A 16,308-nucleotide genomic window follows, 5' to 3' on the forward strand; every position below is an offset into this window, starting at 1 on the left:
TCTTTGGTCTTTTGTGGTGATAACAGTGTACATAAACTGAATGGATTTAACACTGCCTATGGTGTCGCCAACTTGAATAACATGACCGGCTCTAAAAGGTTTAAAGATAAGAATTAATAGACCAGATGCCAAGTTAGATAAGTTATTTTGCAAAGCTAAACCAATACCTAAACCAAAGGCACCAAAGGCTGCTACAAAGGATGTGGTAGGAATACCAATTTGATTTAAACAAATCAAGATTAAACCTACAAGTAAGGCATAGTTAATAATCTGAGTAATAAAGCTCATCGCTGCAGAATCGTAAGATGCTTTCGTCATAATACGCACCGCAAAGGCTTTCACCCATCTAATAGCATAACGACCAACCCAGAATATAATAAGGGCTAATAAAATATTGCCAGCTTGTGAAAAGAACCAATCCCGAAACTGAATCAATATATTGGCATCTTTAAAAAGTATTTCAGAAGCCATATTCAAAAAATTACTCATGTTAACCTCCATGAATAAAATATAATCCTCAATCAGTAGTAGCAGAAATATAATAGAAATAAAGATATGTGTTATAATCTAACATAAGTATTTTACATTAATATAGTAAAGCTATTATATCCTTATATTCTATATATAACAATCTAAATCTAGGGAGACTTACATGTTTAATAATTTATACGAAGCACCGTTAGAGCTTGCTACTGGCGGTTATGTAACTAAGGAGTTACATTCCGTCACTGTACACTTTGACGATATTCACTATTCTCTGTCTAGCGGACAATTAAATGGTGGTTATCACCACACATTAGCGGTGCGCAATCAGCAATTAACGTACCAAATCGAAACTGAAAAGGATTTACCAGGCGGCTCTGTAGCTAACTATTTAGCCCAAGAGTTTGAGCAAATCGACACGCCAGTTCATTTTAGTACAGCCCTTCTTACCTCTGCTACGATGACGCTTCATGCATACGCAAAAGTTGAAGAGCACGATACAATCGTAGAAACCATTGTAACTGCAGGCTACGAAAAAACAGCTCATCGCGCAGGTACAGGCTATTGTTACGAAGAACGGGACGGAGGTTTCATTGTACCAGGAACAATTAACATCCTCGTCTTTACAAATAAAGCGCTAACAGATAGCGCCATGGTAAAAGCTATTATGACAATTACAGAGGCTAAAACTGCGGCCCTTCAAGACTTAGATGTGGAAAGTGTAAAACTATATCCATTTATTAACGAAGATATTCCTGAAGCAATCGCAAAAAATCGTAAAACTTCTGCTACAGGCACCTCTACAGATGGCATCATTCTCACCATCGATACAAACGGAGAGGTCTTAACCGATGCTGGCTCCTTCTCCTTGTTTGGGGATACCTTAGCCAAAGCAGTGTATGTAGGTGTACAAAGAGCATTAGAAAATGCTATCGGAGCTGAATAAATCTATCACTCGACTCGCTCTACAAGAGATATATCTTAACTACATCACTCACCAAATATATCACCCCATGTACTGCTTATAAGCAAAAAGATAATAGGCAAATGAAAACCGCACATCCTAGGCGATCGGGATGTGCGGTTATTGCATATAAAACTGTTACACATAGTGTAATATTTGAAAATGAATATCAAATTAAGTTTTGAGATTTTTTCTCAAAACTTTTTTATTTTCTTTTACCTTTATAGATTTTACCTGTAAAGGAAGTTCCGAAATTAATTATTGTAATTCAATAAAAACTATTCAACCACGACACGTAGAAACTATTAATATTCATAGAAGAATTGTTGTAACTTTCTAAGATTTTTAGTCTTCGTAAGACCTAACATTAATAGGATACGAGCCTTTTGTGGACTCAAGGTATCACTTACGAGATACCCTGCCAATGTATCTTGAGGTACTGCAGATACCATACCACTGCCCGTGCGAGATGCACGTACAGTTGGGAACGATGTATTTTGAGTGATTTGGCGTACATTTTGTGGAATTGTACCATGACCAAGGCCTGTTAAAATCAAGCCCTCTGGATTTGTAGCTACCACACTCATAGGCACCATATCATCCATACCACCATAGCAAGTTAAGATCACTACCCTTGGTAATTCGTTTAGCTCACTCACATCAAATTTAGAATCTTTAGTATGACAACGGGTGGAAGCTTTATAATAATGAGCCACCCCATCTTGAACAATACCAAGATGACCTACTAATGGGCTATCAAAGGTTGCTACATTCGTCGTATTACATTTAGATACATCGCGAGCCCCATCAATATAACCATTTAGAACAACTACAACACCTTTGCCGGCAGTTTCAGGAGTTCTTGCTACTTGAATAGCTTGTAATAGGTTAATAGGACCATCTGCACTAATAGCACCAGCAGGTCTCATAGAGCCAGTAACGACAATTGGCTTATCAGTATGTACAGTAAGATTTAGGAAATAGGCTGTTTCCTCCATACTATCGGTACCATGAGTAATAACAACACCACCAATATCATCTTGATTGACTAATTGTTGCACTAATTTAGACAAGTCTAACCAGTGTTTTACGGTAATATCAGAGCTTTCAATATTACTAAACTGCGTATATGTATATGGACCATATGGTTCTGTGCCAGGTACAGAGGCTAAGATCTCATCAAGGCCAAGCACGCCCGCTGTATAACCCGTCAAATCTGTATCGGAAGCACCTTGCCCTGCAATCGTTCCGCCAGTACCAATCAAAGCGATTTTCTTCTCCATATTACCTCCACGATATAAATATCAATCAATTAATGTTGTAGTTCTAATTATAACAAGTATTATGAAATATACATGTCTTATAACTGGTATTGTTACATTTGTGGGTCAAACGACGGCATCAATTCTAGTTTATGTTTATTGATGCGGTTCAAACGATCAATACGTTCCTTTGTAGCTACATCTTCAATTTCGCCAGTTCTGATATAACGATCCAACACAGCATACGTAAAGCCTAATTTATCTTCATCAGACTGACCACTTAGACCATCGCTAGGCACCTTATCCACTAAATATGCCGGAATATCTAGAAGCTTGCCGATTTGACGTACCTCTTCTACAACGAGTCGCGCAAGAGGGCTAAAGTCGCCTGCACTGTCACCGAATTTTGTGGAATATCCAACGTAATCCTCCGATCCATTACAAGTATTGGCCACGCGAGCTCCATTCGGCAAGTTTTGCCCAACTGCATAAAGTGTCGCCATTCGTAAGCGAGGAGGCGTATTGATAGCTGCATCTCGAGACAAATCGTTTCTACCTGTTACTGCTTCATAACCTTCACCTTGAACAATAGCTTGTGTTAAGGCTTCGTAAGCTGCACCAATATTAACTATCATATGAGGAATGCCTAAATGCTCTACCACAGCTTTAGCATCATCGATATCAGATTGAATACCGTTAGGCATGAGAACACCTACTACTCTATCGGCCCCTAAGGCTTCTTTACAAAGAGCAGCTACAATTGTGGAGTCCTTCCCCCCTGAGATACCTACAACAGCACTACAGTTAGGTCCATTTTGGTGAAAATAGTCTCGAATCCATTGAATGAGGGCATCCTTTGTAGCTTGTGGATTTTCTAACATAGACCCTCCTATTTCTTCCGATAAATACGGTTTAGTAAATCGAGTTTCAATTGATAGTAACTTGGACTCATATCAAGATAATGACGATGAGGATTTTCAAATCGTTGTTCTTCAGGCCAAATTTCATTTGCTAATTGGTCTTTAACATATTGACGAATTTCCTCAAGGGTTGGTAATTCTTTAATCAACTTGCCATCCTTGATAATGAGCTCTTTCATTTCTTTGAAAGTACAGTTTTCAAAATATAATTCACGCCATGGTTGTTCAGGATTAATATAACGGTATGGCTCTTTTGTGTCAGGCACCTCGCGTAACAAGGTCATTAGGTCTGCAATGGCACGACCTTTTTCATTGTATACGCGGTACACCTTTTTAAGACCTGGATTTGTAATCTTTTCTACGGCCTCAGAAATCTTAATACGAGGCTCCCATTTTCCATCCTTTTCAATACTTGCAATCTTATATACAGCACCAAATACAGGATCACTCTTAGACGTAATGAGTCTTTCACCTACCCCAAAGATATCGATAGGACCATCTTGGAGGAGGAGAGATTTGATCGTATATTCATCAAGACTATTAGAGGCCATGATTTTACAATCCTCTAAGCCCGCATCATCCAGCATACGGCGTGCTTTTTTAGCCAAGTACGCCAAGTCACCAGAATCAAGGCGAATACCTTTTAAGCGTTTACCCATAGGTTCTAATACATCTTTAGCAACCTGAATAGCATTTGGTACACCAGAGTTTAATACATTATATGTATCTACAAGGAATACAGCATTATCTGGATATACCTCTGCATAGGCCTTAAAAGCATCGTATTCAGATCCGTGATACATAACCCAACTATGGGCCATAGTGCCGCTCACAGGAATACCAAATTGTTGCCCTGCTAATACGGTTGCCGTAGAGGCTACACCACCAATATAAGCAGCGCGCGCACCATATACGGCAGCATCTACATTATGAGCGCGACGAGCGCCGAAATCGGCTACCACTCGACCATCTGCAGCACGAACAATACGGTTAGCTTTTGTAGCAATTAAGGATTGATGATTCATCATAGTAAGCACTGCAGTTTCTACGATTTGTGCGTCTATGAGAGGTGCTACGATAGTAATAACCGGTTCATTAGGGTAAATAATAGAGCCTTCAGGGAATGCGTACACATCGCCTGTGAAGGAGAAATCTTTCAAATAGTCTAAAAACTCATCGCTAAAAATGCCTTGATTGCGCAAATAAGCAATGTCACTTTCATCAAAGTGTAAATTCAAAATGTACTCAACGATTTGTTCGAGACCACCAAAAATGGCGAAACCACCTTTGTCTGGATTGCGTCTAAAGAAAACATCGAATGCGACGCGATCCGTATTTTCATGTTTTGTAAAGTAGCCGTGTGCCATGGTCATCTCATAAAAATCCATAAGCATACTGATATTGCGACTGTCGTGTTGCATTAATTCACCAACCTTCTAAAATCTAATGGATTTATTAAATCGTTAATCGTATACCCTCATTATACAATATAATTCCTATATAGCTAGTCTCTGCATTAGCTATGCTAATAATCATTCTTGTGATATAACTATATATATACACTAATTATTTATATATTCCCTATGTATGTCTGTGAAAGTCATTACTATAAAAGGCTAAAACAAGTAATCCCCGTGACCTAATCATTCACGGAAGCCCTTGTTATGTAGTACTAGCTGTTATAGCTTTTATTAGATAATACATATATTATTTACAAGAGAATGAAAGGTACCATTATGGAAACAATCGTTCAAGCAAAACGCGTATTAGAAATTTTTAAAGAGATGAGCCAAATTCCTCGTGAATCTGGCAATGAAAAAGGCATTAGCGATTATATCGTAAATTTTGCTAAAAACCTAGGTCTTGAAGTTCATCAAGACGAAATCTTAAATGTAGTTGTAAAAAAAGCTGCATCCCCAGGTTATGAAAACCGCCCTTCTATCATCCTCCAAGGTCATATCGACATGGTATGTGTAAAAGACCATGATTCTAATCATGACTTCTCCAGAGATCCAATTGCAAACATCATCGAAGGTGAGTGGATGCGAGCTGATCACACTACCTTAGGTGCTGATAACGGCATGGGTGCTGCTATGATGCTCGCGCTCCTCGAAGATGACAATCAACAACACGGCCCTATGCAGTTACTATTCACTACTAACGAAGAAACAGGTATGGACGGTGCTTTTGCCCTTAAAGAAGGTCAAGTAACTGGCGATTACCTCCTTAACCTAGACACAGAGGTAGAACATGACTTCACGGTTAGCTGCGCTGGCGGTTGCCACGTACATGTAAACATTCCATTGTTACGCGATAACAACCAACCAGGCTATGATGCGGGCTTGTCCATTACAGTAACAGGTCTTAAAGGCGGTCACTCTGGTATCGAAATCAACGAGCAACGGGCAAACTCCAATCAAGTTTTAACTCGCGTACTCTATGATATCCAACAGCAATATCCTGTTAGCTTGGCGTCCTTCGAAGGTGGCGTTAAACATAATGCTATTCCTTCTAAATCTGTAGCCGTATTATCTGTACGCTCCGAAGATGTAGCTGCTATTAGAGCATTGCTTGCATACCAAGAAAAACAATATCAACATGAATATGAAGTAGCCGATCCAGGCCTCAAATTCGTAGTAGAAGATGTAGAGACTCCAGAAGTGGTATACGCAGATGACACAACAGAAGCACTCATCACGTATATCTATCTTGCACAAGATGGGGTTCACTCTGTAAGTAAATCTATTCCAAACCTTGTAGAAACATCTAACAATATCGCTATTGTTCGTGAAAAGGCACATACCCTAGAAGTGCTTATCTCCATCCGCAGCTCCAACAGCAATAGCCTTGAATTCTTGACTAAGAAAATGATGCTTCTTGCAAAAGCTCTTGGCGTATCTGCCGAGCGCACTGGTGGCTACCCTGCTTGGGAATACGAAAAAGGTTCCAAATTAGAAGAGCAAGCTATCGCCTTACATAACGAAATGTTCGAAACACCAGCCAATGTAAATGCTGTTCACGCTGGCCTCGAATGTGGTTTATTAAAAGGCATATTACCAAATACACATATGATTAGCTTTGGTCCTACAATCGTAAGCCCACATACACCAACAGAACGAGTTCATTTACCATCTGTAGAAAATGTGTATGTATACCTCAAAGCATTATTAGCTAAATTACAATAATTTAGTCTCTCTCCATCCCTCCTATAAGACATTCAGTTGAGCTCCCCTCATTGAATGATCTGTTAGGAGGGATTTTTTTATAAATTTACAAAAATATATAAATAAATATTTATCCATATAGGCGTATTCTTTCATATATAGTAAATAAGGCTTACTCCCCTTTATTTACAAATAATTATGAATATCAAATACATTTGTCAGTATACTCATATAAAGTATATACCCCATATATTTTAAAAAAGTCAGTTAATTCCTAATAATTTCGTAATTACAGATATACCCTAGGGAGTATTTTCTGTGTTATCCTATGGGTGTATACTGTGTTTACATTACTCAGGAGGTGTATATGATTCCAATAGTTATCATATCCGGTTTTCTCGGATCTGGAAAAACAACATTCCTACAACATATACTAAAAGAACATAAATCTACAGATAAAATTCTCATCATAGAAAACGATTTTGGCGAAACCAGTCTTGATGCGGCTAATCTTTCCAAATCAGGTGCTACTATTCGGGAGGTTACATCTGGCTGTATTTGTTGCAGCTTGCAAGGCAACTTCCAACAAGCATTGCTCGATATTCTCCAAAACCATGAAGTAGATATTATCTATATCGAGCCATCTGGCGTCAGCAAATTAAGTGAAATCATCCATACTTGTAAGGATGAAGAAATTGAAAAATCCGCCTATGTTCACGCTTCAGTTACAACGGTAGATGCTATGCAGGCCCCTATGTTTATCAAAAACTTTGGGCTCTTCTTTAAGGATCAAATTGCTCATAGCGATGCTATCTTCTTGAGCCATACAGAGGATGTTCAACAAACGAGCATTACAAAGCGTATGATTCGTGACTTAGCGCCTAATACGCCAATCCACGAAGAAGCATGGGATACCCTTTCCCTACGAGACTACATCAAACGACTCTATCATTGTCACGATGACAACTGCTTGCATGACGAGCATCTATTTATGAGTCATACCTTTAAGGATTTGCGCACTCTTAGCCTCGTCCAATGGAAAACGATATTAGAAGGCATGCCAGATACTGTACTTCGTGCAAAAGGTATTGTACCAACCATAGAAGGACCTCACGAACTTCAATATGGAACCCATTATTGTTCCCTTTCACCTACTGAATCTACCGATTATAGCTTAGTCGTTATTGGCACAGATTTTAATGTACCAATGGTGCATAACGAAGTGTGTCAATCATGATACCAGTTTATATCGTTACCGGTTTCATCGGTTCTGGTAAAAGCACATTCATTAACGAGCAACTACAACACCGTAAAAAACTAGGTGGTACAGCGCTCATTAGTGCTGAAGAGGGCAGTGTAAAGCTTGCAAAAGAGCCGTTACAACTTGATTCTGATGCATTAAGCGCTATCAGTCCGACGAATCCATCCTCTTATGACACTATAGCTAGTGAAATCGCAAACTATATCGAGCGAGTCAACCCCAAAGAGATTTGGATTGAGTGGAACGGTATGCTCGGCTTTCACCAATTAGAAGCCTTGTTATATAGTGAAAAGCTGAGTCATCTATTACAAATAGAAAAGGTATTATATATTTGTACCGATCAATTTATAGCAACTATACTACCTGGTTTAGGAAATGACGTAGCAAGCCAATTGTATAGTGCAGACTGTATTATCACAGAAACGCCTACACATCACGCTTTATTGCGTACCTATAACAGTGAAGCCAAAATTGTTACAAAGCCTAGTCCTGAAAAGGTAGAACAATTATGTCGTAATTCAACCTGGGGCCTCATCCCTAATCTATTGGTCATCGGTATTACCACTTATATACTATTAGTTACTGCCTTTCGACACGATATTCCTTACTCTATACATCACTGCTTTGCCATTATTACGGGCCTCATCATCGAAGCAATTCCGTTCTTACTACTAGGCACAGTGGGCTCAACGATTATTCGCTACTTTGTACCTCAACGGGTATTATTGAAACTCTTAGGCGATCACTCTTGGAAAAGCTATGGTGCTGCTATGGTCAGTGGTTTGGCATTACCTATTTGCGATTGTGCCATCATTCCACTATTTAAGGCCCTCGTAGATAGAGGTATTCCTCTATCTGTAGCACTCCTATTTATGCTGGCTAGTCCAATCATCAATCCCGTTACCATACTCTCTACATGGTACGCGTTCCCAGACAATCCTATGCTATCCTTGTGGCGTATCGTTTTAGGTTTAGGTGTTGCTTTATTAGTGGCTCTATCCTTCCGATTCTGGCCTCCATCTACAGCCATTATGAAAGCTAGAACGCCTCAGGGCCTTAGCTATGAAGAAATCGTCTTAGAATCAGCTAAACCTAAGTATATCAATAAGAAGAGACTATTAATCCATATGGAAAAAGAGTTTTCCCAACTCTTATTCTATTTCTCCATGGCAGCTGGTGTATTATCTGTAGTCCAAGTATATGGCAAACCATGGCTACTTCAGGCAGGATTTGCATTACCAGACTTTGCCGCCATTCCAATCTTATTAGTATTAGCCTTCTTCTTCTCTATTTGTTCTACATCGGATGCTATCATCGGCAAGTCCTTAAGCACCTTATTCCCTATTAGCTCTGTTATGGGCTTCCTTATCTTGGGACCTATGCTAGATATTAAAAATGTGTATATATTAAAACAATATATGCCTACCGCATTTATTGTGCGCCTTAGCATAACCATTGCTGTTATGTCCTATGTAGCGGCTTTGGTGTATCAATTTCTATTAAACTAATACTTAGAAAATTAGTATTCATATTAATATTTACATCAGTACATTAGTACTTCAGCTCTAATTCAGTTCATAATTTATTACAAAGGAGATGATTTCATGACATTAGGACTGAAAGATCGCTTTTCCATCGTGAAAGGCTTGTTATATCTCACATTGGGTATTTGTTGTATATACCTTATTGTGACAGGACGTTATTTAAACTATATTGCGCCCCGTTACGAACTTTTACTCGGTATTAGCAGTGTGGCCCTCATCTTGGGCGGTTTAGCGACGATTATTTGGGCTCCATCAAGATATTACAAACACAATTGGAAATCTGTAGTTCCTATTATTATTCCTATCGTATTGCTCATCGTTCCACCGGTACTCGTTCCATCTACAGGTGTTCACGGTGCCGTTCGTGTAAACGATGATACGAATAACTTTGACTTTACAAATGACGCTATTGGCGAGGTTATTACGGTTAATAGTGAAAGCAAACAACCTGGCATTTCCAAAGACAAAAAAGAAATCGTTTTAAACTCCGATAACTTCTATCAAACCATTGTAAAAGTCGGATCTAATGCAGAGCAATATAAAGATTACACTGTATATATGACAGGCTATGTAAATCGCGAAGATAATACATTAAAGCCTAACGAATTTACTATTTCTCGCATGGCTATGGCTTGCTGTATCGCTGACGTTGCCCCTATCGGCATGACTGCATTTAAAGCAGATGGAGACAGCTTACAAAATGAACAATGGGTATCTATCGAAGGTAAAGTTTCTACTCGAGACTTCCACGGTCGTCAACAACCATATGTAGAAATCACAAAAATCAAATCAGCAGAACCAATTTTAGGTTATGTTTACCCATAAAACAAAATTACACAAATAAAAACGAGGCTATACGCCTCGTTTTTATTAAAATGATTACGTTCTATGCAAATGTCTTAAAGTCTATATTATTAACTAAATTTAGAGACACATACTGTATGCTAATAATCATATCTATTTAATTAGAATATCTGTACAATTAAGATATTATCATCAACGCATTGCATTAGTGATGTAGTTCTTTGATGATTCTTTTACCTAAAGATGCTGCTACAGCACAAAGGAAAATATCTGGACCTACTGGAATCAAGAAGCATGTAATAATAACAGCTTCAACACCAATGGGTTTGCCTAAGTACAAGTTCATAATGAAATATAAGTAGACCATACCAAGGCCATATACAATTAATAGATTTAATATGGAACCTACTAATAATCGTTTAAAGGATAAGGTGTCCATCGATTCAGCAATGCGCCCTACAACATAAGCCCCCACCATAAAGCCAATCAAATAGCCAAAGGTAGGTTGCAAGATATAACCAGGACCACCGCCAGAGGTAAAAATAGGTACCCCTATCAGGCCCAGTACAATATAAATGCCCACGCTAGCAGCGCCTAAACGACTACCTAATACAATGCCCGCCAATGTGGTAAATAAGATCTGCAATGTAAACGGACAGTTAGGTAATGGTACCCGTATGAAAGCACCTACGGCGATCAAAGCCACAAATAGTGCAGTCATTGTTAGCTGACGGGTGGTAATGCGAGTTTGTTTCGATACGGTAGAACTCATGGTATACCTCCATTAAAAAGACAATAACAAACTACTACTTACCTAAATTAAAGCACTTGTATTTTTAATTGTCAACTAAAACGATTGACTTTTAGTTAACTATATAGTCTAATACTATATATAACTATAAATACTATATTTTTAAGACTTCTTATCTTTTTGACTATACCTTATAGTTATTGCCAACAGTTCATAATAACTAAAAGATATACTCATCTTCATGCAAAAAAGCATTGATTTCATCTTATATTCATATAACAAGATTAAATTATACGTAAGTAGATTGAGTAAAATCTACTTTCACAAAATCGTAAAAACGAAAAATGATATTTTGGTATCAGGAGGCATTAATTATGAAAAATGTTAAGAAAGTATCCAAAGTTTTATGTGCTTTCGGCGTTAGTACAGTATTATTAGCAGGTGTAGTTGGCGCAGCTAGCAACCATGCTTACAACAATCATAGCAACTGGAACGGTGTTGGTAGCGTAGCTCCATCCGCTCAAGCTAACTATTCTGTTGATTACATGGGCGCTGTTACAGTATTCCAACAACAATTCCCTGGCGCATCTGTTAAATCTATTTCCTACGACGCTAAACACAACCCTTACTATGAAGTAGAAGGTTACTACAACAACCGTGAAGTAGAAATTAAAGTAGACGAAGCAACTGGTCAAATCGTTGGTAAAGAAGTAAAAGGCTACACAAAAGGTAATAAAGCGATCAATGTTCAAAACATCATCATCCCTGAAGTAGCTGAAACAAAAGCTATCGAAAAAGTTGGTGCTGACTTCCAAACAGTGGAATGGACTGTAGAACGTGAAAACGGTCGTGCTGTATACGAATTCGACATGACAACTGGCGGCGGCAAAAAAGCTGAAGTAAAAGTTGACGGCATGAACGGTAAAGTGTTAAGCGCTAAAGTAAAAAACACAAAATACTAAGATTTTAATTCATCAAGTGAACCCTATCCTAACCCACTTAGATGACACACTACACATATAACACACATACTATACACACAGTATCCACTGGATACGCTCTCTAACACAAACTAACACACAAACTCAAAGAGCCCGTAGGACTCAACACGGGCTCCCTAACTCCTATCTCACACAATAGGAAATGGTCTGTGCTCACACACCACAGACCGAACGTTACACACACTATACTCCCTTTAAAAGACCTTGGATCGTTGAATCCAAGGTCTTTTTTCTATTCAACACAAAAAGACCTCCCACGCAAGGGAGGTCTTTTGTATAAGTTTTTATAGGTTTGATAGTTTGTGTTCTATTTCTTAAGCGAGGTCTAGCTTAAGGATGTCATTTGTATTTTCTGAAAGTTTGATCTATAGCTTTTCTAAATGAAAAATTGAGAGATTATGCTTTATCTAATGCTTGTGCTAAGTCTTCGATAATGTCATCTACATTTTCAAGACCGATAGACAAACGAATCATGTCTGGTGTTACGCCAGCAGATTTTTGTTGTTCTTCGTTAAGTTGTGCATGTGTTGTAGATGCAGGATGAATAACAAGGGATTTAGCATCGGCTACGTTAGCAAGGTTGGAGAAGATTTCCAAGGAGTCAACAAGTTTAATACCTGCTTCTTTACCGCCTTTTACGCCGAATGTGAACACAGCACCAACGCCTTTAGAGAAGTATTTATCAGCTAATGCTTTGTATTTGTTATCTTCTAATTCTGGATAGCTTACCCACGCTACTTTTGGATGTTTGCTTAAGAAGTCTACTACTTTACGAGTATTTTCAACGTGACGTTCTACGCGCAAGGATAATGTTTCAATACCTTGCAAGATTTGCCAAGATGCAAGCGGAGTAATGCATGCGCCTGTATCACGAAGCAATTGAGCACGGATTTTTACAGTGAATGGAATTGGCAAATCACCAAATACTAAACCGTTATAGTGTTCATCACCTTCGGAGAAGCCAGGGTATTTACCAGAACCTTTATAATCAAATTTACCGGATTCTACTACGATACCAGCCAATGTTGTACCGTGACCACCAAGATATTTAGTAGCAGAGTGAACAACTACGTCAGCACCATGTTCTAATGGACGGAACAAGTATGGAGATGCGAATGTATTATCTACGATCAAGATGATATTGTGTTTATGAGCAATATCAGCTACTGCTTGCACGTCGATAAGGTTAATACCAGGGTTACCGATAGATTCGATATAAACAGCTTTTGTATTTTCATCGATAGCTGCTTCGAATTCTTCCAAATTATCTGGATTTACAAATTTAGTATGAATACCCAAACGTGGCAGTGTAGCTGTGAACAAGTTGTAAGTACCACCGTACAAAGTAGAAGCTGCTACGATATTGTCGCCAGCACTAGCTACGTTTAAGATGGAATATGTAATTGCTGCAGAACCAGATGCTACTGCGATACCAGCTGCACCACCTTCAAGTTGTGCCACACGTGCATCTAATACATCAGTAGTAGGATTGCCAAGGCGGGAATAAATGCCACCAGGATTAGTTAAGGCAAAACGACCAGCTGCTTCTTCCGCGTCTTTAAATACGAAAGATGTAGTTTGGTAAATAGGTACTGCACGCGCACCTGTTGGATCTACCGTTTGACCGGCATGTAATTGTAATGTTTCAAATCTGTATTGTTTACTCATTATGACAACTCCTTTATATTAACTGTGAATTTAGTTCGTTGTTTATACCTAGTATAGTACTATGCTTTAAAAATTATGTCTACTATTTTTTATATGAACTTATCCATAACTTAAAACTATGGTGAGCTTTAGAGATTACTAGCCTTGTTTCCAATGCCTACAAAGTGAGCTAATTCGTTTTCTTATAAGAAGTAGCAAAAAGCCCCTAATCACCTCTGACCAACGAGCTCATAAGAGACTAACAGAAGCAATTAGGGACATAACGACTAACAACAGCTTAGATATAAGCACCTAAGTTTTTATCACGTTCAAATTTCATTTTTTGGATTTGTTCAATAATGTATGGTGTTTCTTGATAAACGTAGTAGTTTAACCAGTTCGTAAATAACAATGTACTTACAGAACGCCAACGCACGACTGGACGTTGTTTTGGATCATCATCAGGGAAATAGTTTTCAGGAACTGCAATATCCATACCTTTTTTGATGTCTCGCTCATATTCACGATTGAGAGTATCCCAATCATATTCAGCATGACCAAAGACAAAGATATGTTTATTGTCTAAGCTACGAACAATAGCTGCTCCTGTTGGATCAGAGCCTGCCAATAATTCCAAATCGCGATTTTCTTTAATTTGTTGTAAAGAAACTGTGGTATGGCGGGAATGTGGCATCCAAAACTTTTCATCAAAGCCACGCAAGAGTACTGGTCGATCATTGTAAATATCATGTTCATACACACCAAATAGTTTTTCATCCATAATGGATTTATTAATACCAAAGTGATGATACAGACCAGCTTGAGCACCCCAACAAATATAAAACGTGGAGCATACATGCTCTTCGCCCCAGTTCATAATTTCTACAAGCTCAGGCCAATAGTCTACCTCTTCGAAAGGCATTAACTCTACAGGGGCCCCTGTGATGATCATGCCGTCAAAGAACTGGTCTTTTACCTCATCAAAGGTACGGTAGAAAGTTTCTAAATACTGTTCATCTGTATTTTTTGCTTTACGAGATGCCGTATGTATTAATGTCAAATTAACTTGTAACGGGCTATTACTGAGAGCACGTAAAATTTGAGTCTCTGTAATCTCTTTAGTAGGCATCAAATTGATTAACAGAATATTCAAAGGTCGGATTTGTTGATTTTCCGCCCGTTCAGTATCCATAACGAAAATGTTCTCTTGAGCTAATTTCGTAATGGCCGGTAAATTTTTTATTACTTTAATAGGCATATTGTCACCTCTACATATTCTACAATTTGATAACCTAATCTAAACAGTGTAACTAAGCTAATTAAAAGCCTTTAGCCTCGTAGGCACGTCGCCAAGCTTCAAGCCCTTCTTCTAATACCTTACGAGGACAAGCTACATTAATGCGCTCAAAGTCCTCCCCATCTACGCCAAACATAGAACCTGTATCAAGCCACAACTTAGCTTCATTGATAATCCATTCATCACGTTCTTTAGGAGTTAGTGGTAACTTGGAGCAATCTAACCACATGAGATAGGTCCCTTCTGGACGATATACATGAATTTTCGGCATATATTTTGCTACATAATCGATGGTGAATTGAATATTATCTTGAATATATTCTTTTAATTCATCAAGCCAAGGTGCCCCTACTTTATAGGCCCCTTCACAACCAACGATGCCCATCGTATTTAACTGGCTATAGCCAGCGCGGTCGATTTCTTTAATAAAACGACGGCGTAAGGAATCATTAGGAATGAAAATATTACTTACTTGTAAGCCTGCAATGTTGAAGGTCTTACTAGGCGCTGTACATACGATGCAGTGTTCTGCATAGCTTTCACCAAGATCAGCAAAGACCTTGTGCGTATGACCTTTCCAAACAAAGTCAGCGTGAATTTCATCGCTTACGATGAGTACATTATGTTTAATACAAATATCGCCAAGTCGTTTTAACTCGCCCTCAGTCCACACGCGGCCTACTGGATTGTGAGGATTACACAAGAGGAATAATGTTACATTTTCCTCAACGATAGCCCGTTCTATGCCCTCAAAATCGATGGTATATTTGTCTTCCCCTTTAATTAATGGCACATTGATAAGGCGGCGGTCATTATCATCAATAACCATACTAAATGGATAGTATACCGGTTGGTTGATGAGCACGCCTTCCCCTTCGTTCGTGAAAGCGCGAACGGCCATGGCCAAAGCAAAGACGATACCTGGTGTTTTAACGAGCCACTTTCGGTCTGGCGTCCAGTTAAAGCGCGTTGTAAACCAATTTTGTAACACGTCAAAGTATTCGTCATCGGATTCAGTATAACCAAATACGCCATGGTTGACGCGGTCCAATAAGATTTGTTTCAACTCAGGAGGAATTTCAAAGTCCATGTCCGCCACCCAGAATGGCAACACATCTGCTGGTTTACCGCGCTTTACAGCAAAATCGTATTTCAAAGATTTTGTGTGGGTTCTATCTAAAATTTGATCGAAATTATATTGTCCCATAGG

Annotated in this window: 14 protein-coding genes; 6 read left to right on the forward strand and 8 right to left on the reverse strand. The window is 38.7% G+C overall.

The window, feature by feature from the left end:
* On the reverse strand, positions 1–489 hold a 489-nt coding region (locus Q0F90_RS02900; protein ID WP_296003182.1), incomplete at its 3' end, for a mechanosensitive ion channel family protein.
* 163 nt (positions 490–652) lie between these two features.
* On the opposite strand from Q0F90_RS02900, the gene Q0F90_RS02905 reads away from it, so the two are divergent.
* Positions 653–1,429 (forward strand): adenosylcobinamide amidohydrolase, encoded by a 777-nt coding sequence (locus Q0F90_RS02905; protein ID WP_296003183.1) that lies wholly within the window; start codon positions 653–655, stop codon positions 1,427–1,429.
* 323 nt (positions 1,430–1,752) lie between these two features.
* Here the strand turns inward: Q0F90_RS02905 and Q0F90_RS02910 are convergent, their stop codons facing one another.
* The 3 genes from Q0F90_RS02910 to Q0F90_RS02920 all read right to left on the reverse strand — a co-directional run bounded on the left by Q0F90_RS02910 (position 1,753) and on the right by Q0F90_RS02920 (position 5,050).
* Complete coding sequence (locus Q0F90_RS02910) at positions 1,753–2,730, reverse strand: asparaginase (protein WP_296003184.1); 978 nt, start codon at positions 2,728–2,730, stop codon at positions 1,753–1,755.
* 92 nt (positions 2,731–2,822) lie between these two features.
* Complete coding sequence (gene nadE / locus Q0F90_RS02915; protein ID WP_296003186.1) at positions 2,823–3,590, reverse strand: NAD(+) synthase; 768 nt, start codon at positions 3,588–3,590, stop codon at positions 2,823–2,825.
* An 8-nt stretch (positions 3,591–3,598) separates the two neighbouring features.
* On the reverse strand, positions 3,599–5,050 hold the full coding sequence (locus tag Q0F90_RS02920; protein ID WP_296003187.1) for a nicotinate phosphoribosyltransferase: 1,452 nt from the start codon (positions 5,048–5,050) through the stop codon (positions 3,599–3,601).
* 315 nt (positions 5,051–5,365) lie between these two features.
* Between Q0F90_RS02920 and Q0F90_RS02925 the strand changes: the two genes are divergently transcribed.
* The 4 genes from Q0F90_RS02925 (at position 5,366) to Q0F90_RS02940 (ending at position 10,423) form a co-directional block, all read left to right on the forward strand.
* Complete coding sequence (locus Q0F90_RS02925; RefSeq protein ID WP_296003203.1) at positions 5,366–6,814, forward strand: aminoacyl-histidine dipeptidase; 1,449 nt, start codon at positions 5,366–5,368, stop codon at positions 6,812–6,814.
* A gap of 346 nt (positions 6,815–7,160) precedes the next feature.
* Positions 7,161–8,030, forward strand: coding sequence for a GTP-binding protein (locus Q0F90_RS02930; RefSeq protein ID WP_296003189.1), 870 nt, complete (start codon positions 7,161–7,163; stop codon positions 8,028–8,030).
* Positions 8,027–9,562 (forward strand): permease, encoded by a 1,536-nt coding sequence (locus Q0F90_RS02935; protein WP_296003191.1) that lies wholly within the window; start codon positions 8,027–8,029, stop codon positions 9,560–9,562. Before Q0F90_RS02930 ends, Q0F90_RS02935 begins: the two co-directional genes overlap by 4 nt.
* A 96-nt stretch (positions 9,563–9,658) precedes the next feature.
* The gene (locus Q0F90_RS02940; protein ID WP_287292655.1) at positions 9,659–10,423 is read left to right on the forward strand and encodes a TIGR03943 family putative permease subunit; all 765 of its coding nucleotides are present in this window, start codon (positions 9,659–9,661) and stop codon (positions 10,421–10,423) included.
* 184 nt (positions 10,424–10,607) lie between these two features.
* Here the strand turns inward: Q0F90_RS02940 and Q0F90_RS02945 are convergent, their stop codons facing one another.
* The gene (locus Q0F90_RS02945) at positions 10,608–11,174 is read right to left on the reverse strand and encodes a biotin transporter BioY (RefSeq protein ID WP_009352175.1); all 567 of its coding nucleotides are present in this window, start codon (positions 11,172–11,174) and stop codon (positions 10,608–10,610) included.
* A 353-nt stretch (positions 11,175–11,527) separates the two neighbouring features.
* On the opposite strand from Q0F90_RS02945, the gene Q0F90_RS02950 reads away from it, so the two are divergent.
* Positions 11,528–12,115 (forward strand): PepSY domain-containing protein, encoded by a 588-nt coding sequence (locus Q0F90_RS02950; protein ID WP_296003198.1) that lies wholly within the window; start codon positions 11,528–11,530, stop codon positions 12,113–12,115.
* Between the two features lie 435 nt (positions 12,116–12,550).
* Here Q0F90_RS02950 and Q0F90_RS02955 read toward each other — a convergent pair whose 3' ends face one another.
* The 3 genes from Q0F90_RS02955 to Q0F90_RS02965 form a co-directional block, all read right to left on the reverse strand.
* Positions 12,551–13,822 carry an O-acetylhomoserine aminocarboxypropyltransferase/cysteine synthase family protein gene (locus Q0F90_RS02955; RefSeq protein WP_296003200.1) on the reverse strand — a complete coding sequence of 424 codons (1,272 nt, stop codon included), beginning with the start codon at positions 13,820–13,822 and terminating at the stop codon, positions 12,551–12,553.
* Between the two features lie 277 nt (positions 13,823–14,099).
* Positions 14,100–15,059: a homoserine O-succinyltransferase gene (gene metA, locus Q0F90_RS02960; RefSeq protein ID WP_296003202.1), complete on the reverse strand. Its 960-nt coding sequence runs from the start codon at positions 15,057–15,059 to the stop codon at positions 14,100–14,102.
* Between the two features lie 61 nt (positions 15,060–15,120).
* Positions 15,121–16,305 carry a MalY/PatB family protein gene (locus tag Q0F90_RS02965; RefSeq protein WP_296003205.1) on the reverse strand — a complete coding sequence of 395 codons (1,185 nt, stop codon included), beginning with the start codon at positions 16,303–16,305 and terminating at the stop codon, positions 15,121–15,123.
* Positions 16,306–16,308: the final 3 nt, after the last annotated feature.

Source organism: uncultured Veillonella sp. (genome assembly GCF_934190855.1).
Lineage (GTDB): Bacteria > Bacillota > Negativicutes > Veillonellales > Veillonellaceae > Veillonella.